Source organism: Micromonospora sp. NPDC048835 (assembly GCF_040649995.1).
Taxonomy (GTDB): domain Bacteria; phylum Actinomycetota; class Actinomycetes; order Mycobacteriales; family Micromonosporaceae; genus Micromonospora.
In genome coordinates, this window is record NZ_JBEZGM010000008.1 from 101958 (window position 1) to 125971 (window position 24014).

A 24014-nucleotide genomic window follows, 5' to 3' on the forward strand; every position below is an offset into this window, starting at 1 on the left:
TGACCTGCGCGATCGGCCGGCCGGTTGCCATGGTCACCCGCGTTCGCGCAGAATAACGCGCGAAATGCGGCTGTAACGAGCCGTATTGCGCATCGCCCCGGCCTGCGAGGAGTTCCCATGGCGTACGTGGACGCGGAGATCGCGAGCCAACCCGACTGCTGGCGGGAGGCGGCCGGCCTGGCCGAGGTGGTCCGCGGTGACCTGCCGCGCCCCGGCGAGCGGGTCGCCGTCGTCGGTTGCGGCACGTCGTGGTTCATGGCAATGGCGTACGCGGCCCGCCGCGAGCAGGCCGGCCAGGGTGAGACCGACGCGTTCCAGGCGTCCGAGTTCCCCGCCGGGCGCCGCTACGACCGGCTGATCGCGATCACCCGGTCCGGCACCACCACGGAGGTGCTGGAGCTGCTCGCCGCACTGCGTGGCCGGACACCCACCACAGTCATCGTCGGTGACCCCGCGTCCCCGGCGGTCCATCTGGCCACCGCGACCGTGACCATGCCTTTCGCCGACGAGCGGTCGGTGGTGCAGACCCGCTTCGCGACCACCGCGTTGGCCCTGCTCCGGGCCCAGCTCGGCGACCCGGTGACCGCACTCGCCGCCGACGCCGAGGTGGCGGTGCGCTCTCCGCTGCCGATCGACCCGGCCACCATCGAGCAGGCCACCTTCCTCGGTCGGGGGTGGACGGTCGGGCTGGCGCAGGAAGCGGCGCTGAAGTGCCGTGAAGCGGCCACCTTCTGGGCCGAGGCGTACCCGGCGATGGACTACCGCCACGGGCCCATCTCGGTCGCCGCTCCGGGCCGCTTGGTGTGGGCGTTCGGTGAGCTGCCCGACGGGCTGCCCGAGGACGTGGCCGCCACCGGCGCGGCCTTCGTGCACAGTCGCACGCACGGTTGGCGCACGGTGCTCGGCAGTTGGTCCGCCGGCCGTACCCCGGTCGACCCGATGGCGGACCTGATCCTGGCGCAGCGCTTCGCGGTCGCGCTGGCGACCAGCCGGGGCCTCGACCCGGACGCGCCCCGACACCTGACCCGCTCCGTGGTGCTGGCGTGAGCGCGAGGAGTGAGCCGGGGTTGCGAGCCCCGCAGTCGCGAACCGAGGTGCTGGCGTGAGCGACGACCGCGTTGTCGTTGCGCTTGACGTCGGCGGCACCGGCATGAAGTGCGCCCTGGTCCGACCGGACGGCGTCGTGGTGAGCACCGAGCGGCACCCCACCGCGGCCGCACGTGGCCCGGCTGCCGTGGTGGCCACCATCCTGGACGTGGCCGGTGGGCTGGCCGACAAGGCCCGCGCCGACGGGCTCACCCCGATCGCGGTCGGCATCGCCGTGCCCGGAGTGGTGGACGAGGCGCGCGGAGTCGCGGTCTGGTCGGCGAACGTGGGCTTCCGGGACGTACCCCTGCGGGACCTGTCGGTGACGCGGCTCGGCCTGCCGACGGCGCTCGGCCACGACGTACGCGTCGGTGGTCTCGCCGAGGCCCGGCTCGGTGCTGGACGGGGCACCGGGCACGTGCTGTTCGTGGCGATCGGCACCGGCATCGCCGCCGCGCACGTCGTCGACGGCGCGGCGGCGGTGGGAGCGCACGGCGCCGCCGGGGAGATCGGCCACATCCTGGTCCGGCCCGACGGTCCACGCTGCGGCTGCGGTCGCCCCGGCTGCCTGGAGGCGATCGCGTCGGCCGCCGCGATCGGCCGCCGGTACGCGGAACTGGCCGGCGGAGCCGCGGACGCCGCGGTGACTGCGGCCGAGGTGGCCGAGCGGGCGGCGGCCGGCGAACCGCTCGCCAGCCAGGTCTGGCAGGAGGCCGTCGAGGCGCTCGCCGATGGCCTCGCCAGCGGGCAGGCGCTGTTCGACGTGGCGACGATCGTGCTCGGGGGCGGTCTGGCCCAGGCCGGGGACCGCCTGCTGACCCCGTTGCGCGCCGCGCTGCACGAAAGATTGACCTTTCACCGGGAGCCGCAGTTGGTCGCGGCAGCCCTGGGCGACGAGGCCGGTTGCCTCGGTGCCGCACTGCTCGCCCTGGACGCCGTGGGTGTCCGTGACCGTCAGGAGAATCGATGACCGTACGGGTGAACGGCCGAGTGGTGACCCCGACCGGAGTCGTCCGACAGGGCTGCGTCGAGTGGGACGGGGACCGGATCACCGCGGTGGCCGAGTATCCGTCGGTTCGTGACGGGCACTGGATCCTGCCGGGCTTCGTCGACATGCACACGCACGGCGGTGGCGGGCACACCTTCACCACGGGGGACGCCGACGAGGCCCGCGCGGCGGCCGACTTCCACCTCTCACACGGCACGACCACGCTGCTGGCCAGCCTGGTCAGCGCGCCCTTTCCGCTGATGCGGACGGCCACCGAGGCGTTCGCTCCGCTTGTCGACGAGGGTGTGTTGGCGGGAATCCACTTCGAGGGGCCGTACCTGTCGGCCGCCCGCTGCGGCGCGCAGAACCCGGAGTACCTGCGTGACCCGTCGACCGACGAGCTGACCGAGCTGATCGAGTTGGGCCGGGGCGCGATCCGGATGGTCACCCTCGCCCCGGAGCGCGACGGTGCGCTGGAGGCGATCAAGCTGCTCACCGCGCAGCGGGTGGTGGCGGCGGTGGGCCACACCGACGCCACGTACGAGCAGACCCGCGCCGCGGTCGCCGCCGGCGCCAGTGTCGGCACCCACCTGTTCAACGGGATGCGCCCGGTGCACCACCGCGAGCCTGGCCCGGTGGTGGCCCTGCTCGACGCGCCCACCGTGATCTGCGAGCTGGTCGCCGACGGGGTGCACCTGCACGACGGCATGCTCACCTTCGCCACGGCGACCGCCGGCCCGGACCGCGCCGCGCTGATCACCGACGCGATGGCCGCCGCCGGAATGCCCGACGGCGAGTACGAGCTGGGTGGCCAGGCCGTCACCGTCGCCGACGGGGTGGCCCGACTCGCCCGCGACGGCGCGATCGCCGGCAGCACCCTGACCATGGACGCCGCGCTGCGGCACGCCGTGAACGCCGGAATCCCGATCGCCGACGCCGCCCGGATGGTGGCCACCACCCCGGCACGGGCCATCGGCTTGGGCGACCGGGTCGGGTCCCTCCAGGTGGGCCTCCGCGCCGACCTCGTGGTGCTGGACGACGACTTCAACGTGGTGCGGGTGCTTCGCGGCGGCTCCTGGGTGGAGTGACACGCCCGTTGCGCGGCTGGGGAGTCGCCCAGTCCGTCCACCCGTGCCCGGCGTCGGCCCGTGGCCGCAGACTGCCCGCCTGCCGCTAGCCCCGCAGTGCACCTGAGGAGCCTTTGGAGCTGAATCGTTTACGACATCAGCTCCAAAGGCAGCGACCTGGAGAATCCCAGCCACCGAGCCGCCCGGCAGCCTCGTCAGCGAGCCAGACCCCAGGCCCCGAAAGCACCATGCCTCGGACCCCGCAGGCCACGAACAACCAGACTCCGGACCACTAACCACGGAGCACGGGCCGCCGGGCTGGGCCTCAGTTCAGGCTGGGGACTTCCACGCCGAGGACGGCCTGCTCGTCGGGTCGGTGCACCAGCACGTCCGACAGGTACGACTGGACGGCGTGGCGCATCCCGACGTCCCGGCCGGCCTGTTCGGAGAGCAGCCACTTGTGCTCGATGATCTGGGCGAACAGCTCCTGCGGCTCCAGCTTGCGGCGCAGGTGCGCGGGGACGGCCCGGACCACCGGCTCGAAGACCTCGGTGAGCCAGCGGTGGGCGGCCTGCTGCTCGTCGGTCAGGTCACTCTCGGCCCGATAGGCGTCCAGGTCGTTGAGCAGCTTGCGGGCCTGGTTCTCCTCGGCGTCCAGGCCGGTCAGCCGCAGAAGCCGGCGGGTGTGGTAGCCGGCGTCGACGACCTTCGGCCGGACCAGGAAGCGCCCACCGTCGATGGAGGACATGGCCACCTCGGCCACGTCGAAACCCAGCTCGTTGAGGCGGCGGATCCGGCCCTCGATGTCGCGCCGCGCCTCCCGCTCGATCGCCTGCTCGTAGGTGATCTCGTGCCAGAGCCGCTCGTAGCGCTGCACGACCTCCTCGCAGACCACCTCCGGGTCGATGGACTCGTGCAGCAGCCCGGCGGCCTGCAGGTCCAGCGCCTCACCGAAGATGTTCACCCGGGCGATCTCCAGGTCCTCGCCACGCTGACCGTTGGAGAGCGAGTTGTGCAGGGCGCCCGTCTCCGCGTCCACGAGATAGGCGGCGAAGGCTCCCGCGTCCCGCCGGAACAGCGTGTTCGACAGCGAGCAGTCGCCCCAGAAGAAGCCGGTCAGGTGCATCCGCACGATCAGGGCGGCGAGCGCGTCGAGCAGCCGGCTCATCGTCTCCGGCCGCAGGGTGTGCGAGAAGAGCGCCCGGTACGGCAGCGAGAACTGGAGGTGCCGGGTGATCAGCACCGACTCCAGCGGTTCCCCGTCCTCGGTCTGCCGGTCAGCGACCACCGCCACCGCCTCGACCGACGGGAAGTCGATCCGCTCCAGGGCCCGGAGCAGGTCGTACTCCCGCTCGGCGATCCGCTCGCGGGTCTCCTTGAAGGCGTACACGTAGTCGCCCAACCGGACGAACCGGACGATGTGTCGGGAGATGCCCTGCGGCAGCGCCACCAGGTGTTGGGCAGGCCACTCCTCCAGCGGTGTCGACCACGGCAGGTCGAGCAGCGCCGGATCCACGAGGGCAGACGTGATCCGCACGCGCACAAGCATGACCTGTCGCCCCCCGCATCCGCCTCTGATCGTGGTTGGGCCCACAGCGCCGACCGTCCCGGCCTCGCGCCGGGCCGGTAGCGTGGTCGCGTGCTCAAACCCACGGCGGTACGACGTGACCTGCGGCTACGGCCCGTTCGCCCGGCCGGCTGGTGGTTCGACGCGCTCCTGCTGGTCGGTCTGGTCGGGTTGACGGTGGCGCTCGCCGCCGACCAGCTCTTCGGATTGGACCGGGCGGTCGCCGACTGGGCCGACGGGCACCGGCCGGCCGCCGCGTACTGGGTCGCCCGGGTGCTGAACTTCCTCGGTCAGGGCACCCCGCTGACCCTGATCGGCGTCGGGCTGGGCGTGCTGCTGGCCGTCCGGCTGCGGTCGGTGCGGCCGATCCTGCTGCCGGTGGTCGGGTTCGTGATCACCACCTTCACGATCGGTCCGCTGAAGGTCTGGACCGCGCGGGCGGCGCCGAGCGCCAGCGTCAAGGAGCCGTTCCTGACACCCGAGCAGACCCTGCCGCTGTTCCACGACGACCTGCCGGTGCGGTTCGCCCAGTCCTACCCGTCGGGCCACGTCGCCAACGCGATCGTCTGGTACGGGGTCATCGCGCTGCTGCTCGCCCCGCTGGCCCGCAGCTTCGGCCGGCAACTCCCGAGCCGGCTCGTCACCGTGATCCGCGTCGTACCGCCGCTGGTCGTCCTCACCACCACCACCTACCTCGGCTGGCACTGGCTGACCGACTCGGTCGCCGGGCTGCTGCTGGGCCTGCTCCTGGACCGGTTGCTGCACCGGGTGCCCTGGGACGGTCTGCCGCTCCCCGGCCGGTTACGCGCGTGGGACCGGCCGTTCACCTCGTACCCCTAGGTTCTGGTTCGTGGATCGACTGGCGCGGCGGCTGGGCGTACGCGATGCGGTTGTCATCGGGTTGGGCTCGATGCTTGGCGCGGGCGTCTTCGTACGCCCGGATCGCCACGCTCGGCGAGGAGGTCCGCGACCTGCAGCGGACCATCCCCCGCGCGGTGCCGCTGGCGCTCGGGGTGGTGCTCGTGATCTACCTGGTGCTGGCCGCCGTCGGTGCCGCCTGGTACGCACTACGGGCGGGCCACCGGCGGCCTGATCAGCGGCTCAACCGCCGGTAGCGGCGCACTGCCAGCGGGGCGAAGATCGCGGTCAGGAGCACCGGCCACAGCACCGCCAACAGGACGGCGTGCTCTGCCGGCCAGGAGTTGCCGCCGAGGCCCGGGTTGCCGAACAGTTCACGGATCGCCGCGACGGTGGCCGACAGCGGGTTCCACTCCGAGATCGTGCCGATGACCGACGGCATCAGTTCGGGCGACACGAAGACGTTGGAGATCGCGGTCAGCGGAAACGCCGCCGGAAAGACGATCACACCGACGGTGTCCGGGTTGCGGACCAGAAGTGCCAGGTAGATCCCCATCCAGGTGATGGCGATCCGCAGCAGCAGGAGCAGGCCGACGGCGAGCAACGCCTTGCCCACACCGAGTCGCCACTGCCAGCCGACCAGCAGCCCACAGACCAGGAGGGTGGACATCTCCAGCAGGGCGCGCAGCAGGTCGGCGGCGCTGCGACCGGTCATCAGGGCGGACCGTGCCATCGGCATCGACCGGAACCTGTCGACCACGCCCCGGCTGAGGTCCAGCGCCACGCCGGTCGCGGTCGCCCCCAGCCCGTAGAGCATCGTCATCACGAAGACCCCGGGCAGCAGGAACTCCCGGTAGTTGCCACCACCGGGCACCTGCATGCCGCTGCCGAACACGTACCCGAACACCAGCACGAACATGATCGGCAGCGAGAAGTAGAGGATCAGCTCCTCCGGCGCGCGGACCACGTGCGTCATGTTCCGCCTGGTCATCGTCCAGCCGTCGGCCACAGCTGTGGTCATGCCACGTCCACCTTTCGTCCGGCTGCGACGGGTTCCCGGGTCTCGTCCGGTCGGTGCCCGGTCAGGTGCAGGAACGCCTCGTCCAACGTCGCGCGCCGCAGGCCGACGTCCTCGACCGCGATCCCGGCGTCGTCGAGCGCGCGTACCACGTCGACCAGGCCGGCGACCCGATCGACCACCGGCACGCTGAGCCGTCGGATCTCCGGGTCGAGTTCGGGCTCCGCGCCGCAGATCGGCGCGACCAGCAGGCCGGCACGGCTCAGCTCGGCGGCCTCGCGGACCACCACCTCGATCCGGTCACCGCCGGTCATCGCCTTGAGCTGGTCCGGCGAGCCCTCGGCCACCACCCGACCGGCGTCGATCACCGAGATCCGGTCGGCCAGCTGATCGGCCTCCTCCAGGTACTGCGTGGTGAGCAGCACCGTGGTCCCGTCCGCCACCAGACCACGGACCAGGTCCCAGACCTGGTTGCGGCTGCGCGGGTCCAGGCCGGTCGTCGGCTCGTCCAGGAAGAGCACCCGCGGCGTACGGATCAGGCTTGCGGCGAGGTCCAGGCGACGGCGCATGCCACCCGAGTACTCACCTGCGGAGCGGCTCGCCGCCTCGTCGAGCCCGAACCGCTCCAACAGTTCGTCGGCGCGTCGACGGGCCTCCCGTCGGCCGAGCCGGAACAGCCGGCCGAACAGCTCCAGGTTCTGCCGGCCACTGAGGATCTCGTCGACCGCGGCGTACTGCCCGGTCAGCCCGATCCGGGCGCGCACCTGGTCCGGCTGGCGCAGCACGTCGTACCCCGCCACGGTCGCCCTTCCCGTGTCGAACCGCAGCAGCGTGGTGAGGATCCGTACGGCAGTCGTCTTGCCCGCGCCGTTCGGTCCCAGCAGTCCGTGGACCGTGCCGCTCGGCACGGTGAGGTCGAACGTGTCGAGCGCGCGGGTCGGGCCGTACCGCTTGCCCAGACCCTCGGCGACCACTTCGAATGTCGTCATGCCCCCACGGTGCGGTCGGGCGCTGACGGATCACGCACCGTCCGCTGACGGCCGCGCACCGGCCTGCTCGGCCTTGGTGATCTCCGCGAGGGCGAGAATGATCTCCGCACGGGCGGCCTCGCCGACGTACCAGCCGGTGAGCCCGCCGGCCAACGCCTCCTCGCAGAGCCGCCTCGCCTCGGCCAGGTCTCCGCGCCCCCGGGCCACCTGGGCCAGGCCGAGCCGGGCGCTGGCCACGAACTCGGGCGCGCCGCTGCGCTGGGCGAGGAGCAACGCGCCGGCGAAGTCGTCGTGCGCCGCCGCGAGGTCACCGGCGCGCAGCCTGATCTCCCCTCGGGTACGCAGCATGTCGGCCTGGTCGACGGCCGACCCGAGCGCCTCGACCAGGCCCATGGCCTCGTCCATGTGGGCGGCCGCCGCCTCCGGGTCGCCCTGCCAGGCGGCCAGTTCGCCGAGCGCACCCAGAGTGATCATGGTGCCCCATCGGTCTCCCGTGCTCCGGAAGCCGTCGAGCGCGGTGGCCAGCGCGGTCCCGGCCCGGTCCCAGTCGTTGCTCCACATCAGCGCCGAGCCGCTGCCCATCGCGCCGAGCGCGTTGACCCACTCGTCTCCCGGGCCGACCAGCCGTCGCAGCTCCCCCAGCAGCTCGTCGACATCGTCCGCGCCCCCGGCGGGCGGTCCGGTCGAGATCCCCGACAGGTACAGCAGGAACGGCTGCCGCGGCGGCCGGTCGAGGCTGCGGATCACCGACGACTGCGTCCCGACCGACGGCAGGTGACCGGAGCCGGCGAGCGAGGCGTTGTAGACGCAGAGGGCGAACTCCTCGCTCAGCCCGGGCGGCGCTTCGGTGCCGAGCAGGTCGAGGACGTCGGCGGCGAGCCGCGCCCCCTCTCCCCGCATGCCGCGCAGCCACCAGTAGAACGACAGGGCCGCGACCATTCCGGCCGCGTCGGATGCGTCGCCGGCGGCCGTGGCCCGGCGCAACGCCGCGTGCAGGTTGTCCCGTTCCGCGTCGAGCCGGCGCAGCCAGTGCAGCTGCTCCGCGCACCGGAGGTGGTCGCTCGCCGCCCAGGCGAACTCCAGGAAGTACGCGGTGTGCGCGCGACGGAGCCGGTCCGCCTCGCCGGCCTCGGCGAGACGCTCGGCGCAGAACGCCCGCACCGTCTCGAGCATCCGGTAGCGGCCACCGGCCATCTCCACGAAGGACTTGTCGACCAGGCCGGTGAGCGCGTCGACGAACTCGGCGGTGGGCAGGTCACAGACCCGCCCGGCCGCTTCTAGCGTGGCCCCACCGGCGAAGACGGTCAGCCGCCGGGCGACCTTCCGTTCGGCGTCGTCGAGCAGGTCCCAACTCCACTCGACCACGGCCCGCAGGGTGCGGTGTCGCGGTGGCACGGCTCGGCTGCCCGTGGACAGCAGCCGGAACCGGTCGTCGAGACGGGCGGCCACCTCGGCGACGGGGAGCGCCCGTAGACGCGCGGCGGCCAGCTCGATCGCCAACGGCAGGCCGTCGAGACTGCGGCAGATCCGCAACACCTCCTCGACGTTCGCAGGGGTGACGGTGAAGTCGGGCGCGGCGTCGACGGCCCGCTGGACGAAGAGGCCGACCGCCGCGTAGTCGTCGGCGGCGAGCGCGGACGTGCCGAGCGGTGGCACGGCGAGCCCGGACAGCGGGCACAGCGCCTCCCCGGCCAGCCCGAGCGACTCTCGGCTGGTGGCCAGGACGCGCAACGCCGGGCACGCGCTCAACAGCCGGGCCGCCAGCCGGGCCGCGTCGACGAGGACGTGCTCGCAGTTGTCGAGCACCAGCAGCAGTCGCCGTTCGGCGAGCGCCTCGACCAGCCGGTCGACCGTCTGCCGGCCCGGCTCGGCCGGGGCCCGCAGGCCCGCGTCGCGCAGGCCGAGCGCGCTCAGCACCGCCTGCGGGACGTCCGAACCGTCGGCCACCCCGGCCAGCTCGACCAACCGGGCCTCACCGTCGGCCCGGCCCGCGGCCTCGATGGCGAGGCGCGTCTTACCGGCACCTCCGGGGCCGGTGAGGGTGACGAGTCGCCGCCCGCCGAGCAGCTCACCGACCCGTTTCAGCTCCTCCTCGCGTCCGACGAAGGTGGTGAGCTGACCGGGCAGCGTCGCTTCGGCCGACGGGCGTTCCGCACCGCGCAGGACGGCCACGTGGACTGCGGCCAGCTCCGCCGACGGGTCGACGCCGAGCTGCTCGGCCAGCGTGTGCCGGGCCTCCTCGAACTCGGCCAACGCCTCCGCCGGCCGACCCAGCGCGGTCAGGGCGCGCATGAGCTGCCCGCGCAGGCGCTCTCGCAACGGATGCGCGACGACCCGTTCCCGTAGCTCCGCGACGAGCGCGCCGTCCGCGCCCAGCGCGAGGTCCGCCTCGACCCGGTCCTCGACGGCGGTCAGCCGCAGCTCGTCCAACCGGGCCGCCTGCGCGGCCGCGCCGGTGGCATCGGCCAGAGCGGGACCACGCCACAGCTCCAACGCCTCGCGCAACACCGTCGCCGCCCGGTGCCAGTCACCGTCGGCGAGCGCGCGTCGACCCGCCTCGGCGAGCCGTTCGAACCGGTACGCGTCCACCTCGTCGGGTGCCACGGCCAGGCGGTAGCCGGCCGGGTGGAGTTCGACCGGGTCGTGGTCGGCGGGCAGGGCCTGGCGCAGCCGCGACACCTGGGACTGGAGCGCGTTTACCGCGCCCCGGGGCGGGTGCTCCCCGTACAGGCCGTCGATCAGCCGCTCGGCGGAGACCACCCGGCCGGCGTCGAGCAGCAGGAGCGCGAGCAGGGCGCGCAGCCGCGGACCGCCCACGGGGACCTCTCGCCCATCGGCAAGCACCACCTGGGTCGGCCCCAGGATGCGGAAACGCATGTGATGGATTGTCGCCCACCGCCGGCTGGCGTCTGCGCACCGATCGCCAACCCTTGGCCGTCAGTTCTGTCGCGGTCAGACGAGGCGCAGACCTGTGTGGCTTACGAATAGACGTCCTTACGATGACCAACATCGTGAATGATTAATTCGTCTCCGTCGAGGCGATACAGGACCCGGTAGTCACCGACTCGCAAGCGACGGCCAGTGCCGTCGCGCATCTCGGTCGAGTTGCGCGGCGCAGGGTCGGAGACCAAGCCGAGGATCGCACCGAGGACGGTCAGGAACACGTTACGAGGCTGCTTGTGCAACCAGACCAGCACGTCCCGGTCGACCTGAACCTTCACGCGGCCTCACCATTGGACCGCTCGGCCAACAGCGCCTCCACCTCACGAGGATCGACTCCGAGCGACTCCAGCGCCGCCGACAGCGGCACGAACTGGCCTTCGGCACGAGACCGGGCGATTACCGCAGAGTCTCGACTATCCCGGAACGCCTCAATCTCCTCCCACTCGTCGATGCCGACGAGTACGGCCACAGGCCGTTCGTACTTCGTGATGATGACCGGCTCACCGGTGCGTTCGACACCGTCCAGCACCCGACCCGCGCCGTCCCGGAACTCCCGCAGCGTGATCCTCTCCATGGCAAAACAGTACCATGCGGTACCGCACTACCTCTACCGCGCAGAACATTGAGCAGACGATCATCTAGCCGACGCTGACGTTCCGTTGTGGATGGCACGCTCGATCGGGCCAGCCGCACCGCCGGGTGGCATCAGCTCACCTCACCGGTCCTGTCGTGCTGGCTGGTCTCTTCGCGAGGTAGGCCGCCGCTGGTCGTCATAGAAGCGCCTTCGACGTAAGGAGCGGGATACGCCGCACCAGGGGCGGACGCGGCGATTTCGGAGCCCGTCTGGCCCGGCACCGGAGGGGACGCCGCCGCCGGGGTGGGCAGCCCGCCGTGCACCGACCCGCCCGGCCGGGGCACCTGGACCGGGTGGGCGGGCGGGGCGCACTGCCGGGTCAGCCAGTCCAGCCCGCGCCGCCGGGCGACAACTGTCAGCCGGTCCCCGGCGAAGATCACCTGCCGAGGGTCGAGGTCCTTCCACCAGATCGTCCTGGCACCGCCCGCCGGGGTGCGTGCGATCAGCCGGACCTGGCCGTCCCGGTTGACCACGTCGAGCGGTCGGCCGTCCAGCTCCGAGCCGGCGGCGACCGGCACCTCGGCGACCGGCAGCGCGTGCCTGTCGACCGGGATGGTGGTGATCACGGCGCGTTCGGTGAGCGCCCCGATGAAGGCCGGGGCGGCCAGGTAGGAGACGGATCGGGACACCCCGAGCGCGAAGGTCTCCTCCACCCGTTCGGCGAAGTCGCCGTCGAAGAGGCGCAGCACCACGCGCAGGTCGGCACGGAGGTCGCGGGCGGCAAGCGCCGCCTCCAGGTTGGCCACGTCGTCGGTGGACGCCACCACAAGCGCCTGGCAGTCGGCCACCGACGCGGCGGCGAGCGTCTCCGGCAACGCGGCGTCGCCGACGATCAGCGGCACCTCCAGTTGGCGGGCCAGGGCGGCGCCGCGCGGCTCCGGGTCCTTGTCGATGGCCACCACCTCGACGTCGTACTCGCGCAGTTGGGCCATCACCCGCGTGCCGACGTTGCCCAGGCCGATCACCACCACGTGCCCGGCCCGGGCCGGCTGCAACCGGCCGGTGTGCAGGGCCAGCCGGGCGTTGACGATGCCGTCCACCACCACCGCGGTGATCAGCGGGATCAGCGCCAACCCGGCCAGGTTGAGCACCACCTGCATGATCTGCGCGTCCGCCGCCTTGGTGGTGTCCGGGTCGGCGCCGCTGAGCGTGGTGACGAGCGTCAGGTACAGCGCCTCCACCGGAGAGACGTCCTCGGCCCGGGAGATCAACGCCCCCAGCACCGCGATCAGCGCGAGCACCACCATCACCGCGATGCCGATCTTGCGGGTGGCGAAGCCGCGTACCGCGCCCACCACCACGGTGACCGGGCGACGCCGACGACGCGCGCGGACCAGCCGACGGGCGGCGACCTCGGTGCCCGGTGGCTGACCAGTCGCCTCGGCGAGCACCAGGTCGGCGCCGGCCTGCTCCGCCGGCAGCAGCTCGACCCCCTGCGCCTCGGTGAGATGTGCCAGCGCGCAGACCACGTCCTGCGGTCGTACGTCGGCCCGCCGCGCCACCCGAAGCGTCTTGTCCCGATGTTGGAAGGAGCTGGGGTCGACCTCGTTGAGCGCGGCGGCCACGAACGCCGGTGCGGCCATCTCGGCGTCGGAGAGCACCTCGACCGGGGCCTTGAGCAGCTTGCGTACGCCGTCGGCGAGGGTGCCGTTGAACATCCGCAGCACCTGCCGGACCCGCTGGTCGACAGCCTGTGCGCAGAGCGCGGCGTGCAGGTTGCCCACGTCGTCCTGGTGCAGCAGGGCCAGCCCGGTCGCTCCGGCCAGGCCGGCAGCCTCGAAGGCGGCCACGTCCAGGCGGTCCGAGCGGACCACCCGGACCCCGCGCAGGCCGGCCACGTCCGGCCCGTTGCTGCGGTAACGCTCCGGCACCACGACTGTCACCCGGGCCCCGCCGACCGGCAGTTCGGATTCGAGCATCGCCCGGGCCACGTAGTAGGCGAGCGCGTCCTTCCCACAGATCACGTAGTGCGGGCGCGGATCACCGACGGACCGCAGCCGCCAGTTCCACTCGACCGCCCGTCGCGCCCGGTCCCGCCACGGCTCCGCCATGCCCGGATCGTAATCAGCACGGCCGGGGAGGGCGACCCCGTCCGGATCATCCCGGTGACCAGGTATGTCCGCACCGGCGGCGGGTAGAGCAGCGGCATGCAGACGTTCCTCCCGTACCCGGGCTTCCTGGCCAGCGCCCGCACGCTGGACCAGAAGCGGCTGGGCAAGCAGCGGGTGGAGGCCATCCAGGTGCTGCGCGGGCTCACCCGGCCCGGGTACGGCTGGCGCAACCATCCGGCCGTGAAGATGTGGGCCGGGTACGAGGAGGCGCTCGTCCGCTACGGGTTGGACATGTGCGCGGTCTGGACCGAGCCGGGGCGGGCCGACACCTGCGCCACCACGATGACCGTCGACCTCGCCGACGCGTGCGGGGCCGGTGTCGTACGGACCCAGGACGAGTTGGCCGAGGCCGGCGAGTTGCCGCCGTGGCTGGGCCGCGACGACCTGCACCTGAGCCACCGCTCGTCGCTGCTGCGCAAGGACCCGACGCACTATCGCCCGCTGTTCGGCGACGACGTGCCGGAGGACCTGGAGTACGTCTGGCCCACCTCCGACCGCCCCCGCCGTTGCCTACCGGCCGACTGAACCAAGGTGGGGCAGACTGGGCGCATGGCGCTGTCGCAAGTGGTAGGTCGGCTGATCGGCGTACGGGAGCACCTGGTGGACCCGGGCGGTGGTGGCGCCGCCCGCGTGCCGCGACCGACCACGGCGCTCGTGGTGGGTGGTGGCATCGCCGGCATGTCGGCGGCGGTGGTGCTCGCCGAACGGGGTGTGGCGGTCACGGTGCTGGAGGCGGCACCGACGCTCGGCGGTCGACTGGGTGCCTGGCCGGAGGCGCTCGCCGACGGCAGTCAGCAGAACGAGCACGGCTTCCACGCGTTCTTCCGGCAGTACTACAACTGGCGGTCGATCCTCCGCCGGGTCGGCGGTGACCTGGGCTTCCTCAAGCCCATACCGGGTTACCCGATCCTCAGCGAGCAGTGGCCGACCGAGGAGTTCGGCAAGTTGCCGCCAGCCCCACCGGCGAACCTGCTGGCGCTGCTGCTGCGCAGCCCGAGCCTGCGCCTGGCCGATCTGCGGCTGATGGACCGCGACGCCGCGCTGCCACTGCTCAGCTACGACCCGGTGCGCACCTACGCCGAGCTGGACGACACCACCGCCGACGAGTTGTTGGCGTCGCTGCGGCTTCCGGACCGGGCGCGGGCGATGCTGTTCGAGGTCTTCTCGCACTCGTTCTTCAACCACGAGGCGGAGATGTCGGCCGCCGAGATGGTCGCCCAGTTCCACTTCTACCTGCTCGGCAACCCGGAGGGCCTGGCCTTCGACTGCCCCGACGAGGACTACGCCACGGCGATCTGGGAGCCGCTGACCCGGCACGTGGAGAAGCACGGCGGCCGGGTGTCGACCAACTGCGCCGCCACCGGGGTGCACCGGGACGCCGACGGCTGGCGCGTGACGACCACCGACGGGGGCAGTCATCCGGCGGGTCACGTCGTGCTCGCCGTCGACCCCCCGGCGCTCGCCGCGCTGGTCGCTGCCTCACCGGACCTGGCCGAACAGGCCCCCGAGCTGGCGGCACGGATGCCGGCCTTCGGCACCCCCGGCCCGCCGTACGCGGTGGCGCGTTACTGGTGTGACGGCGACGTGGCCGCCGATCGGGCGGTGTTCAGCGGCGTGTCCCGCCAGCCCACTCTGGACTCGGTGACCCTCTACCACCGGTTGGAGAACGAGCCGCGGCGCTGGGCCCGGCAGACCGGCGGGTCGGTCATCGAGCTGCACGCGTACGCCTGCGAGCCGGGCGTGCCGGCCGAGGAGCTGGCCGAGCGGATGCGCCACGAACTTGTCGCGCTCTGGCCGGAGGCCGGCGACCTGCGGGTCCGCGAACTGCGGGCCCGGGTGGAGGCGCAGGCGCCGGCGTTCACGCCGGGCAGCCACGCCTGGCGACCGGGGGTACGCACCGACGCGCCGAACCTCTACCTGGCCGGTGACGGCATCGCCACGGGCTTCCCGAGCGCGTTGATGGAACGCTCCGCCGCGACCGGGATCATCGCCGCGAACCACATCCTGCGCACCGCGGGTGGCGCGGCCGAGCCGGTGCGTTCGATCCGACCGCGCGGGCTGTTGGCCGGTCGCGCCGGGGCAAATCGACAAAACACCACATAAGCCACAGTACGCTGCCGTACGCTCGAATGATCAACCGTCGATCGGCCGGGCGGGAGGGCAGCGGAAGATGTCACCACTGCACCGCGCCGGCACAGAGCACGCCTCGACGGTCGACGAGGTCGGCCGCGACGACGCGTACCCGCTGATCCGCGACGAGCGCGCCTGCATCGTCACCGCACTCCGGCTGGGTTGGTGGATGGCGGACGCCTACCACCACGGGCAGCAGGCGGAGCCGCGCGCCTTCGTCGACGCCCGCCCCGCCGTACCACCGGCCAAACTCTCCAACCTCACCGAGATGTCCGCCCACCGGCGGATGCGGATGTACCTCGACGGGGTGGACGTCGCCCTGGCCCAGATCGCCGACCTCACCCGACACACCGGGCCGGTACCCGACACGTCGGCCGCCCGGGCCCTGCTCCCCGACCCGGGGCCGCCCGACCCCACCGACCCGGTGCCCTTGCTGCTCGCCCTCGACGACCTCAACGTGGAGGTGCTGCGGTGGGCGATGGCCGCCAACCACCGGGTCGGGCTGGCCTACCGCCTGGGCCGCTCGGTGGCCGACACCGTCCGAGCCGGCGACGTCACCGCGTTGCTCCGGCAGTTCGGCGGCCGGCAGGTCCAGATCAGCAGGTGGCTGGACGAGTTGGCGAGCGTGCTGCCGCCGTACTCGGCCGCGGTGGTGCGCCGGTCCCTCACCGCCTGGGCGAGCGCCGTCGACCGGGCCGGCCACGGGGACCCGGCCGAACCGACGCCCGCCGTGCTGAGCCGGGCACTGCGCGGCCAGGGTGACCTCTGGCGCGACGTGCTCACCGGCGGCCTGCACCCCCGCGACCTGCTGGACGAGGAGGACTACGCGGTGATCGCCCGGAACCTGATCATCCGGGACCGGCGACTGGTGGCGCAGGCGGCCCGGGGCATCTTCTGGCCGGTGCTGGTACCCCTGCTGTTGGTGCTCTTCGCGGTCGTCGGGGTCAGTGCCGCCGCGGCCGCCGGCTCACCGACCACCCGGGCCACCGTCGCCCTGGTGGGCCTCGGCGCCGGGCTGGCCGCGATCTGGCGGTCCGTCTCCGGGCCCGCGCTGACGGTCGCCGGCGAGGTCAACCGACCCCTGCTGGACAGCGAACTCACCGCACGGATGGCCCTGCGGCTGAACCGGCCACTGACCACCGCCCAGACCTCGGCGAAGGCGACTCCGCGCACCCGTCGCCAACGGCGCCCCGAGGAGACCGGCCGATCGAAATACGTTGCCCGCGTCACCCGCGCGGACCTACCGTGAGCGCGCAAGGTCAACCACCACCGCGGGAGCAGCTCATGACGATGTCGCACGTCACCACCGTGCCGTCGAAGCTGCCCGGCGACGGTTACCGAGCGGAAGGTCCCCGGGCGGGCCGGCCCGACTGACGCGTACCCGTACGCGCTGAGCCGCCCCGTCCGACAGCCGGACCGGGCGGCTTCTTGCTGTCCGTCCGCCATCTGGAAAGGAGTCCCGGTGGACGCCGTCCTCGTCATCAACGCCGACCTCGGCCCGCTGCACCGGGTCACCGTCCAACACGCCGTACGCATGCTCTGCCGCCGGGTCGCCGAGATCCACGAGGCCGAGCCGGACCGGGTGATCGGGGTCTTCCCGATGCCCCGGGTGGTGCGGCTGGTCCGCTTCGTGGTCACCAGGTGGAGGTTCAACTCCGGGCCGGCCTGGTCGCGCGCCGGTGTGCTGCGCCGCGACGACAGGTGCTGCGCCTACTGCGACGGCCCGGCCTCCACGATCGACCACATCCTGCCCCGCTCGCGCGGCGGCCGGAACACCTGGCGGAACACCACCGCCGCCTGCTACGCCTGCAACCAGCGCAAGGGGGACCGGACGCCGGCGGAGGCGGGCATGCCGTTGCGCCGGGAGCCGGTGCACCCGGGCTGGGGGGCGCTGGCCGGGCGGTGACGGACCGGCCGGCGGGAACGGGGGGCCGCGTCCCGGGTACGTTCCGGGCGCGGCGCCCGCCGGCCCCCTACACCGCGCGTTCCATGACCTTTGGCTTCAGGCGGCCAGCGGGGCACTGCACCCGGATCTCGCTGCGGTGTTCCGCTGAGGTCAGCACGACCACGATCTGCTTCGCCGGCCCCGGGTCGTACGCCTCGACCCGGAATTCGGGCTTGGCCGCCACCGCGAGCACTTCGACCGACTTCCCCACGCAGCGCGCGGTGACCGTCCCGCCGCGCGCGTCCACAGGCACGCCGTCGCCAGGGGTGGGGGTGGGGGTGGGCGTCGGCGCGGCACCTGTCGGGGTCGGGCCTGCCGTGGTGGGCGTCGGACCCGGGGCCACCGTCCCGCCCGGACCTGTCGAAGGACCGGTCCGGGTAGCTGGCGCAGGGTTCCCGCTCGTCGGCACGGCCGACGGGCCGGCGGAGAGGGCGACGGTCGGCTCCTCGATACTGGGCATGCCCACCGTGGTGGTGCCGGGGCCACTGGCGGTCGGCGAGGCGCTCTGCCCCACTCGACGGTTGCTGAAGTCGCCGAGCGACCCGGCCAGCGCCACCGCGGCGAGCACCGCACCGCAGACGGTCAGCACGGCCCGCCGTCGACGCCACGGCACACGCCCCACCCGCACCGTCGAACCACCCGTCGAAACGGCGCCGGCCGACTCGGAGCCCGTCGACCCGGTGCCGGCCGACCCGGCGCCGGCTGACTCGGTGCCCGTCGCCCCCGTGCCCGTCGACTCGGTGCCGGCCGACTCGGCGCCGGTCGCCCGCGTGCCCGTCGACCCGGTGCTTTTCGCTTTGGCTACGGTCGCCGGGGATTCGGTGGCAATGGCGACCGCATCGGGGGCGACTCCGCTTGCGGCGACGAAGAGGATGCGCGCCGCGTCCGTGGCCGGTGGCCGGTCCGCCGGGTCGTCGGCCAGGCACCAACGGTAGAGACGGTGCACCTCGGGCGGCAGGCCATCGATCGGGGGCAGCGGACCCGGCTCGACGTGCGGGTGCAGATGGCGCACCTGGACCGGCGGCTCGGCGGGCCAGGGCAGTCGGCCGGTGAGCACCCGGTGCAGCAGCAGGCCGAGGGCGTACACGTCGCTGGCCGGCAACACCTCGCCGGCCCGCAACCGCTCCGGCGCCAGATACGCCGGCGTGCCCATCAGCCGTCCCTCGAAATCGATCTCCGGAGCACCGGCGGCCGCCGCGATGCCGAAGTCGAGCACCTTCGCGCCGGTAGGCGTGAGCATCACGTTGCCCGGCTTGATGTCGCGGTGCACCAACCCCTGATCGTGCGCGGCGGCGAGCGCCGAGGCGACCTCCGCGCACACCCGCAGACCAGCACGCGGCGGCAACGGCCCGGCCGCCAGCCGGTGCTCCAGGGTGCGACCGCCGAGCAGCTCCATCACCACGAACGGGACCTGCGCACCGTCCACTTCGGACTCGCCGTAGTCGTAGACGCCCGTGACATGCGGATGCGACAACCGGGCCGCAGCCGTGGCCTCGCCCCGGATCCGTCGGCGGGCGTCGGTGTCCGACCCGACCAGCACCTTCACCGCCACGTCCCGTTCGAGCACCTCGTCGTACGCCCGATGCACGGCCGACATGCCGCCACTGCCGAGGCGCTCCAGGAGCCGGTAGCGGCCCGCGAGCAACTGATCACGCTGCACAACGGACAGCCTGCCGCACCGGACCGTGGATCCGGTACCCGGGATCGAGATATCGCGATGGGTGGGACCTGTTCGGCTACCGCTCGCCGAGCGTCGGGTGGGCGCGCAGGAACGCCTGGAACGGGATCTACCCATCGACGACGACCGTCGAAACGCCGACCGAGTAACCGTCCGGCCTGATGTGGCCTCGCGCGCTCGGGTAGCGGCGTCGTTGCGGGCACCGGCGGCAGGCAAGGCCCTCAGTTGTCGGCGGGTGGCCGCCAGGCGAAGCGCGGCGTACGCCGCTCGCTCATCGCCGCGACCCCCTCCCGGGCCTCGCCGGTGGTCGTCACCTTCCGGTGCCACCAGGCGATCCGCGCGGGCTCGGCCCGCTCGTCGATGATCTCCTTGGCGGCGGCGATGCTCAGCGGTGACCGCTTGGCGATGGTCGCGGTCAGTTCGCCAACCCGCGCGGCGAGCCGGTCGGCGGGCACCACCTCGTCGACCAGGCCGATCCGCAGAGCGCGCTCGGCGTCGATCAGCTCGGCGGTGAACAGCAGGTGCTTGGCTGCGGACGGGCCGACCAGCCGGGCCAGCCGGCGCGTCGTCGGCGCCGGGTAGACCAGCCCGAGCCGGGCCGGGGGTACGCCGAAACGGGCGTCGTCCTCGGCGATCCGCAGGTCACAGGCGACCGCGAGCTGAGCCCCACCGCCGACGCAGGCGCCCCGGATGGCGGCGATCGTCGGCTTGGCGAAGCGCGCCAACCGTTCCTCGGCGGCCACCGCGATGCTGGCGTCACCGGCGTCGAGCAACTCGGCCAGGTCACCGAGGTCGGCACCCGCACAGAAGGCGTCGCCAGCGCCGGTGAGCACCAACGCCCGTACGGTCGGGTCGGGTTCCAGCCGGTCGAGCAGTACGGGGAACTGACGCCACATGGCGGCGGTCATCGCGTTGCGCCGGGTCGGGTTGCTGATGACAACTGTGGCGACCGGCCCGGTCACCTCGATCGTCAACTCGGCGTCCGACACGTCCGCTCCCCTCTCGCGTCACCTGGAGCGACGCCGCCACCCTGCCCGCCGGCGTCACGCACGCCGGTGCGGCGACCCTAGCGAAGCCGGCCGGGTGGGAACCAACGGTTCGGGTCGCGCGTCCGACGGAGATGAGACCCGCATCGACGACCGCCGTCACGGTCGCACTTCTGGCCGCGCTCCTGACCGGTTGCACAAGCGTCGACCGAGCCCCCACCACCTCGGGCCAGCCCTCGGCCACCACCGCCACCGGGCCGGCCGCCCCGAGCATCGGCACCGCGCAGCCGACCGCCACCCCCAGCGCCAGCGCCAGCGCCGTGGCCCCCCGGGTGACGTTGCGGATCACCGGCGGCTTCGCCGCGCGCGGTGAGTCCGTCGTCGTCGAGCCGGACGGTCAGTGGACCGTGACGGATCGGGCCGGCGGTCGGCGCATCGGTCGACTCGCCGCCACCGACCAGGGCACCCTGGCGGGACTGGCCACCGACCCCCGGCTCGCCACCGAGGCCCGGCGGCCGACCACCGCCACGAAGTGCTCGGACGCCATGCACTACCGCCTCAGCGTGGCCAGCAACGACACCGTCTACACCACCTGCCCGGAAGACGGGACCCCTCCGCCGGCCACCCAGGCGGTGGTCAAGCTGCTGCTGCGGACCACCAAGACCTATGTCAGGTAGTCCGGTGGCAGGCCGGTGCCCCGAAGTTCCTGGGGCAGGTGCGCCACGTCGTTGACGGCGATCAGACCCGGTGGGCCGGCCGCGCTGTACCGGATGACCGTCAGACCCGCGTTGTGCGAGTTCAACCCCAGCCACCGCCACTCCGGCGCGTCGAGGGCGTGCCGCACCAGCCAGGCGATCAGGAAGCTGTGCGTCACGACCAGCTCACGGATCGGTTCGCCGTCGGCGGGCCCCTCGCCGACCGGGCCGGCGAACCGCCGCACCGCGTCCGCCGTCACTCGCGGCCCGTCGACCCGCTCGGCCGCCGAGAACTGGGTGAGAAACTCGGCGTACGCGGGCGGCAGGCCAATTGGATCCGTGTCGTGTGGAAGGTGGTCGCCGGCCAGCTCCGTCTCGTACACCGGAACGTCGGGGAGCGACTTGGCGATCAGCTCGGCGGTCTGCGCGGCCCGGCGCAGCGGCCCGTGATGGACGGCGGCGAACCGGCGGGCCCGCAGGCGTTCGCCCAGCAGGATGGCCTGCTGCCGGCCGCGCTCCGACAGGCCGGTGTCCGGTTCGCCGGCATCCGGGCCACTCGGCTCGGACAGGTCCTGCTCGGCGTGTCGGGTCAGGTAGAGCAACCGGGTCACCATGGCCCCAGCTCAACACACCGGGAGGTACGGGCTCGACCCGCACTTCCCGGTGCCAACCGAGGGCCCAGGCGGGCACACCGGCCCGCCGCCCCCTACGCCCGGGGGAACATCTGGCCGATGCGGATCTTGTTGCCGAACGGGTCCCGGATGCCGAAGTCGATCCCGTACGGGCGCTCGGTCGGCTCGTCGGTGATCTCGACGCCCTTCCCCACGAGATCCTCGTGCGTCTTGCGGGCGTCGTCGGTGGTCATGAAGAGGTACCCCCCGAGGGCGCCCTTGGTGAGCAGCTCCCGGACCTGCTCGGCGGTCGCCGGGTCCAGAGCGGGCGGGCCCGGCTTCTCCAGCAGGATCTCCCGCTCCGGGTCGCCGGGCAGGTTGACCGTGAGCCACCGCATGAAGCCGAGGTCCTGGTCGGTGTTGACCTCCATGCCCAGCTTGTTCACGTAGAAGTCGAGCGCCTCATCCTGGTCGAGGACGTAGATCTGGGAGCGGCTGATCGCGTTCATCGTCATGCCCATGACGTTAGAGGCAGACCGTGACCTGCGGCTTATCCAAAACTGCTGGGTCGGGTCCAGGCTTTGGTGAAGCACGACGGCACGTTGGCCGGCGCGGCGCGCTGACGCCGGAAGTCCGAGGGAGACTGCCCGACGATCTGCCGGAACGTTCGGCTGAACGTGCCCAGGCTGCCGAAGCCGACGGCATAACAGATATCCGTTACGTCCCGGTCGGTCTCGATCAGCACCGACATGGCCCGCTCCACCCGGCGACGTTGCAGGTAGCGATGCGGGGTCTCGCCGAAGGTGGCCCGGAAGGTTCGGATGAAGTGCGCCTCCGAGACGTGCGCGATCCGGGCCAGCGTGGGAATGTCCAGCGGCTCGGCGTACGCCCGGTCCATCGCGTCCCGGGCGCGCAGCATCGCCCGGTTCGACTCCTCCACCGCGCGACTCATCGACCCCCCGGCCCCACTCCGCTCGCCGCCGGAGCCCAGGCTACCGCCAGGCACTTCGTCGTCAGGTCGGCCGGCGTCGGGGCATCCGCCGTGGCGGATGGTCGGATCTTCCTCGTCCACGGCAACGGTCCCGCCAAAGGCGGCCCGAACCCCCGGTTGCCGCCTGTCTCAGGCGGGCGACAAGTCGGGAAGCGATGCCCGCCAACGCTCCACTTGTGGCAGCGCCGATCGGGAAGGTCTGATGTAATTGGAGCCCCCGGCCGGGATCGAACCGGCGACATCTCGCTTACAAGGCGAGTGCTCTGGCCAGCTGAGCTACAGGGGCGCGTGTGTCGAGGTCAGCATAGCGACTGACGTCCGGTTATCCCGCTCGCGATCCCTCCCGAGCACGGGAATCGTCAACAACCCGACGCACGCCCGCGTAGCGCCGCGTCGATTGATGTCCGACCGTGCCGGAGTGACCGGAATGCGTAGGCCGTCCGCGACGTTCGACGGCCCCCGACCTTGGCAGCACGGGGAAACGCGTTTACGGTTCACTCACGGACGACGACGGGCGCCCCCGCGACCGCGCGCCGTCCGATGACCGGCACGGCTACGTGCCGGTTGCTCCTTCACTCGGATCGTCCGGCACGTTCCTGCCGGTGAAAGGAAGCGCTTCACCATGGCTACGGTCACCTATTCCAAGGCGTCCCGGGTCTACCCGGGCCAAGAGCGTCCCGCCGTCAACGAGCTGGACCTCGAGATCGGCGACGGCGAGTTCCTCGTCCTGGTCGGCCCCTCCGGTTGCGGCAAGTCCACCAGCCTGCGGATGCTCGCCGGCCTGGAGGACGTGGACGCCGGCTCGATCTACATCGACCAGCGTGACGTTACTCACCTTCCCCCGAAGGCCCGCGACATCGCGATGGTCTTCCAGAACTACGCCCTCTACCCGCACATGACGGTGTACGAGAACATGGCGTTCGCCCTCAAGCTGCGCAAGACCTCCAAGTCGGAGATCGACCGTCGGGTCAAGGAGGCGGCCGGGCTGCTCCAACTGGAGGAGTACCTCAGCCGTAAGCCGAAGGCCCTCTCCGGTGGTCAGCGGCAGCGTGTCGCGATGGGCCGGGCGATCGTCCGCGAGCCGCAGGTCTTCCTCATGGACGAGCCGCTGTCGAACCTCGACGCCAAGCTCCGCGTGCAGACCCGTACGCAGATCGCCTCCCTGCAGGCCAAGCTGGGCGTCACCACCGTCTACGTCACGCACGACCAGGTCGAGGCCATGACCATGGGTCACCGGGTCGCGGTGCTGCTCGACGGTGTCCTCCAGCAGGTCGACACCCCGCGGGCGCTCTACGACACCCCGGCCAACGTGTTCGTCGCCGGCTTCATGGGCTCGCCCGCCATGAACATCAAGACCGTTCCGCTGAACGAGAAGGGTGCCGAGTTCGCCGAGATGTACATCCCGCTGACCCGGGAGCAGGTCGAGGCGGCCCGCGCCGAGGGTGGCGACGGCAAGGTCACCGTGGGCTTCCGCCCGGAGGACTGCGAGTTGGTCAGCCCGACCGAGGGCGGCATGCCGGTCGTGGTCGAGCTGGTCGAGGACCTCGGCTCGGACGCCAACGTCTACGGCCACGCCGCGCTCGGCGGCAACTCGGAGCGCTTCGTCGTCCGCACCGACCGGCGCAGCATGCCGAACATGGGTGACACCGTGTTCGTCAAGCCGGTGGCAGGTCGCAGCCACGTCTTCCACGCCACCACCGGTGGCCGGATCTGACGT

At 72.4% G+C, this 24014-nt stretch carries 22 protein-coding genes, 1 tRNA gene and 1 pseudogene; 11 read left to right on the forward strand and 13 right to left on the reverse strand.

Features of this window, described 5'->3' with window-relative positions; all coding sequences use genetic code 11:
* Nucleotides 1–117 precede the first annotated feature (117 nt).
* From AB0C15_RS12190 to nagA, 3 genes are read left to right on the forward strand one after another with little or no spacing between them, the layout of a single operon-like run.
* A complete protein-coding gene (locus AB0C15_RS12190; protein ID WP_357351237.1) occupies nucleotides 118–1047 on the forward strand; it encodes an SIS domain-containing protein in 930 nt (309 codons plus the stop codon).
* Between the two features lie 55 nt (nucleotides 1048–1102).
* Complete coding sequence (locus AB0C15_RS12195) at nucleotides 1103–2056, forward strand: ROK family protein (RefSeq protein WP_357351238.1); 954 nt, start codon at nucleotides 1103–1105, stop codon at nucleotides 2054–2056.
* Nucleotides 2053–3162: an N-acetylglucosamine-6-phosphate deacetylase gene (gene nagA, locus AB0C15_RS12200; protein WP_357351239.1), complete on the forward strand. Its 1110-nt coding sequence runs from the start codon at nucleotides 2053–2055 to the stop codon at nucleotides 3160–3162. Before AB0C15_RS12195 ends, nagA begins: the two co-directional genes overlap by 4 nt.
* Before the next feature lie 304 nt (nucleotides 3163–3466).
* Here nagA and AB0C15_RS12205 read toward each other — a convergent pair whose 3' ends face one another.
* Nucleotides 3467–4690 carry a DUF4032 domain-containing protein gene (locus AB0C15_RS12205; RefSeq protein ID WP_357351240.1) on the reverse strand — a complete coding sequence of 408 codons (1224 nt, stop codon included), beginning with the start codon at nucleotides 4688–4690 and terminating at the stop codon, nucleotides 3467–3469.
* Nucleotides 4691–4810: 120 nt separating this feature from the next.
* Between AB0C15_RS12205 and AB0C15_RS12210 the strand changes: the two genes are divergently transcribed.
* Together AB0C15_RS12210 and AB0C15_RS12215 are read left to right on the forward strand one after the other, a co-directional pair.
* The gene (locus AB0C15_RS12210; RefSeq protein ID WP_357351366.1) at nucleotides 4811–5548 is read left to right on the forward strand and encodes a phosphatase PAP2 family protein; all 738 of its coding nucleotides are present in this window, start codon (nucleotides 4811–4813) and stop codon (nucleotides 5546–5548) included.
* A gap of 86 nt (nucleotides 5549–5634) precedes the next feature.
* Nucleotides 5635–5757 (forward strand): annotated as a pseudogene (locus AB0C15_RS12215) (amino acid permease); the annotation flags it as partial.
* Nucleotides 5758–5801: 44 nt separating this feature from the next.
* On the opposite strand, the gene AB0C15_RS12220 reads toward AB0C15_RS12215, so the two are convergent.
* From AB0C15_RS12220 to AB0C15_RS12245, 6 genes are all read right to left on the reverse strand, one after another.
* Complete coding sequence (locus AB0C15_RS12220; RefSeq protein ID WP_357351241.1) at nucleotides 5802–6587, reverse strand: ABC transporter permease; 786 nt, start codon at nucleotides 6585–6587, stop codon at nucleotides 5802–5804.
* Complete coding sequence (locus tag AB0C15_RS12225) at nucleotides 6584–7573, reverse strand: ATP-binding cassette domain-containing protein (protein WP_357351242.1); 990 nt, start codon at nucleotides 7571–7573, stop codon at nucleotides 6584–6586. The genes AB0C15_RS12220 and AB0C15_RS12225 overlap by 4 nt, the downstream gene beginning before the upstream one ends.
* Before the next feature lie 30 nt (nucleotides 7574–7603).
* Nucleotides 7604–10450, reverse strand: coding sequence for a BTAD domain-containing putative transcriptional regulator (locus tag AB0C15_RS12230; protein WP_357351243.1), 2847 nt, complete (start codon nucleotides 10448–10450; stop codon nucleotides 7604–7606).
* 101 nt (nucleotides 10451–10551) lie between these two features.
* Nucleotides 10552–10794 carry a type II toxin-antitoxin system RelE/ParE family toxin gene (locus AB0C15_RS12235; protein WP_357351244.1) on the reverse strand — a complete coding sequence of 81 codons (243 nt, stop codon included), beginning with the start codon at nucleotides 10792–10794 and terminating at the stop codon, nucleotides 10552–10554.
* Nucleotides 10791–11090, reverse strand: a complete 300-nt coding sequence (locus AB0C15_RS12240; RefSeq protein WP_357351245.1) for a type II toxin-antitoxin system Phd/YefM family antitoxin — start codon at nucleotides 11088–11090, stop codon at nucleotides 10791–10793. The genes AB0C15_RS12235 and AB0C15_RS12240 overlap by 4 nt, the downstream gene beginning before the upstream one ends.
* A 131-nt stretch (nucleotides 11091–11221) precedes the next feature.
* Entirely contained in the window at nucleotides 11222–13201 is a 1980-nt protein-coding gene (locus AB0C15_RS12245) for an NAD-binding protein (RefSeq protein ID WP_357351246.1), read from the reverse strand.
* A 96-nt stretch (nucleotides 13202–13297) separates the two neighbouring features.
* On the opposite strand from AB0C15_RS12245, the gene AB0C15_RS12250 reads away from it, so the two are divergent.
* The 4 genes from AB0C15_RS12250 (at nucleotide 13298) to AB0C15_RS12265 (ending at nucleotide 17297) form a co-directional block, all read left to right on the forward strand.
* Nucleotides 13298–13786 carry an MSMEG_6728 family protein gene (locus AB0C15_RS12250; protein WP_357351247.1) on the forward strand — a complete coding sequence of 163 codons (489 nt, stop codon included), beginning with the start codon at nucleotides 13298–13300 and terminating at the stop codon, nucleotides 13784–13786.
* A 24-nt stretch (nucleotides 13787–13810) separates the two neighbouring features.
* On the forward strand, nucleotides 13811–15364 hold the full coding sequence (locus AB0C15_RS12255) for an FAD-dependent oxidoreductase (RefSeq protein WP_357351248.1): 1554 nt from the start codon (nucleotides 13811–13813) through the stop codon (nucleotides 15362–15364).
* A 67-nt stretch (nucleotides 15365–15431) separates the two neighbouring features.
* Nucleotides 15432–16640 (forward strand): hypothetical protein, encoded by a 1209-nt coding sequence (locus AB0C15_RS12260; protein ID WP_357351249.1) that lies wholly within the window; start codon nucleotides 15432–15434, stop codon nucleotides 16638–16640.
* 213 nt (nucleotides 16641–16853) lie between these two features.
* Nucleotides 16854–17297, forward strand: a complete 444-nt coding sequence (locus AB0C15_RS12265; RefSeq protein ID WP_357351250.1) for an HNH endonuclease — start codon at nucleotides 16854–16856, stop codon at nucleotides 17295–17297.
* Between the two features lie 67 nt (nucleotides 17298–17364).
* Here AB0C15_RS12265 and AB0C15_RS12270 read toward each other — a convergent pair whose 3' ends face one another.
* Nucleotides 17365–18996, reverse strand: coding sequence for a serine/threonine-protein kinase (locus AB0C15_RS12270; protein WP_357351251.1), 1632 nt, complete (start codon nucleotides 18994–18996; stop codon nucleotides 17365–17367).
* A 239-nt stretch (nucleotides 18997–19235) separates the two neighbouring features.
* Nucleotides 19236–20003 (reverse strand): enoyl-CoA hydratase/isomerase family protein, encoded by a 768-nt coding sequence (locus AB0C15_RS12275; protein WP_357351252.1) that lies wholly within the window; start codon nucleotides 20001–20003, stop codon nucleotides 19236–19238.
* Between the two features lie 131 nt (nucleotides 20004–20134).
* On the opposite strand from AB0C15_RS12275, the gene AB0C15_RS12280 reads away from it, so the two are divergent.
* Nucleotides 20135–20677, forward strand: a complete 543-nt coding sequence (locus AB0C15_RS12280) for a hypothetical protein (RefSeq protein ID WP_357351253.1) — start codon at nucleotides 20135–20137, stop codon at nucleotides 20675–20677.
* Here AB0C15_RS12280 and AB0C15_RS12285 read toward each other — a convergent pair.
* The 4 genes from AB0C15_RS12285 to AB0C15_RS12300 form a co-directional block, all read right to left on the reverse strand.
* Complete coding sequence (locus AB0C15_RS12285) at nucleotides 20665–21309, reverse strand: histidine phosphatase family protein (RefSeq protein ID WP_357351254.1); 645 nt, start codon at nucleotides 21307–21309, stop codon at nucleotides 20665–20667. The two genes, AB0C15_RS12280 and AB0C15_RS12285, sit on opposite strands and share 13 nt — an antisense overlap.
* Nucleotides 21310–21401: 92 nt before the next feature.
* Entirely contained in the window at nucleotides 21402–21821 is a 420-nt protein-coding gene (locus AB0C15_RS12290) for a VOC family protein (protein ID WP_357351255.1), read from the reverse strand.
* 35 nt (nucleotides 21822–21856) lie between these two features.
* Nucleotides 21857–22258 carry an AraC family transcriptional regulator gene (locus tag AB0C15_RS12295; protein WP_357351256.1) on the reverse strand — a complete coding sequence of 134 codons (402 nt, stop codon included), beginning with the start codon at nucleotides 22256–22258 and terminating at the stop codon, nucleotides 21857–21859.
* 248 nt (nucleotides 22259–22506) lie between these two features.
* A tRNA-Thr gene (locus tag AB0C15_RS12300) sits at nucleotides 22507–22583 on the reverse strand.
* A gap of 336 nt (nucleotides 22584–22919) precedes the next feature.
* On the opposite strand from AB0C15_RS12300, the gene ugpC reads away from it, so the two are divergent.
* Nucleotides 22920–24011 (forward strand): sn-glycerol-3-phosphate ABC transporter ATP-binding protein UgpC, encoded by a 1092-nt coding sequence (gene ugpC / locus AB0C15_RS12305; RefSeq protein WP_357351257.1) that lies wholly within the window; start codon nucleotides 22920–22922, stop codon nucleotides 24009–24011.
* The last annotated feature ends 3 nt before the right edge of the window (nucleotides 24012–24014 follow it).

What these genes read in the sequence shown, in the direction of transcription:
- AB0C15_RS12190 (WP_357351237.1), top strand. Translation starts at nt 118, where the DNA reads ATGGCGTACGTGGACGCGGAGATCGCGAGCCAACCCGACTGCTGGCGG.
- nagA (WP_357351239.1), top strand. Translation starts at nt 2,053, where the DNA reads ATGACCGTACGGGTGAACGGCCGAGTGGTGACCCCGACCGGAGTCGTC.
- AB0C15_RS12205 (WP_357351240.1), bottom strand. Translation starts at nt 4,690, where the DNA reads ATGCTTGTGCGCGTGCGGATCACGTCTGCCCTCGTGGATCCGGCGCTG.
- AB0C15_RS12220 (WP_357351241.1), bottom strand. Translation starts at nt 6,587, where the DNA reads ATGACCACAGCTGTGGCCGACGGCTGGACGATGACCAGGCGGAACATG.
- AB0C15_RS12225 (WP_357351242.1), bottom strand. Translation starts at nt 7,573, where the DNA reads ATGACGACATTCGAAGTGGTCGCCGAGGGTCTGGGCAAGCGGTACGGC.
- AB0C15_RS12230 (WP_357351243.1), bottom strand. Translation starts at nt 10,450, where the DNA reads ATGCGTTTCCGCATCCTGGGGCCGACCCAGGTGGTGCTTGCCGATGGG.
- AB0C15_RS12240 (WP_357351245.1), bottom strand. Translation starts at nt 11,090, where the DNA reads ATGGAGAGGATCACGCTGCGGGAGTTCCGGGACGGCGCGGGTCGGGTG.
- AB0C15_RS12245 (WP_357351246.1), bottom strand. Translation starts at nt 13,201, where the DNA reads ATGGCGGAGCCGTGGCGGGACCGGGCGCGACGGGCGGTCGAGTGGAAC.
- AB0C15_RS12250 (WP_357351247.1), top strand. Translation starts at nt 13,298, where the DNA reads ATGCAGACGTTCCTCCCGTACCCGGGCTTCCTGGCCAGCGCCCGCACG.
- AB0C15_RS12255 (WP_357351248.1), top strand. Translation starts at nt 13,811, where the DNA reads ATGGCGCTGTCGCAAGTGGTAGGTCGGCTGATCGGCGTACGGGAGCAC.
- AB0C15_RS12260 (WP_357351249.1), top strand. Translation starts at nt 15,432, where the DNA reads ATGTCACCACTGCACCGCGCCGGCACAGAGCACGCCTCGACGGTCGAC.
- AB0C15_RS12280 (WP_357351253.1), top strand. Translation starts at nt 20,135, where the DNA reads ATGAGACCCGCATCGACGACCGCCGTCACGGTCGCACTTCTGGCCGCG.
- AB0C15_RS12285 (WP_357351254.1), bottom strand. Translation starts at nt 21,309, where the DNA reads ATGGTGACCCGGTTGCTCTACCTGACCCGACACGCCGAGCAGGACCTG.
- AB0C15_RS12290 (WP_357351255.1), bottom strand. Translation starts at nt 21,821, where the DNA reads ATGACGATGAACGCGATCAGCCGCTCCCAGATCTACGTCCTCGACCAG.
- AB0C15_RS12295 (WP_357351256.1), bottom strand. Translation starts at nt 22,258, where the DNA reads ATGAGTCGCGCGGTGGAGGAGTCGAACCGGGCGATGCTGCGCGCCCGG.
- ugpC (WP_357351257.1), top strand. Translation starts at nt 22,920, where the DNA reads ATGGCTACGGTCACCTATTCCAAGGCGTCCCGGGTCTACCCGGGCCAA.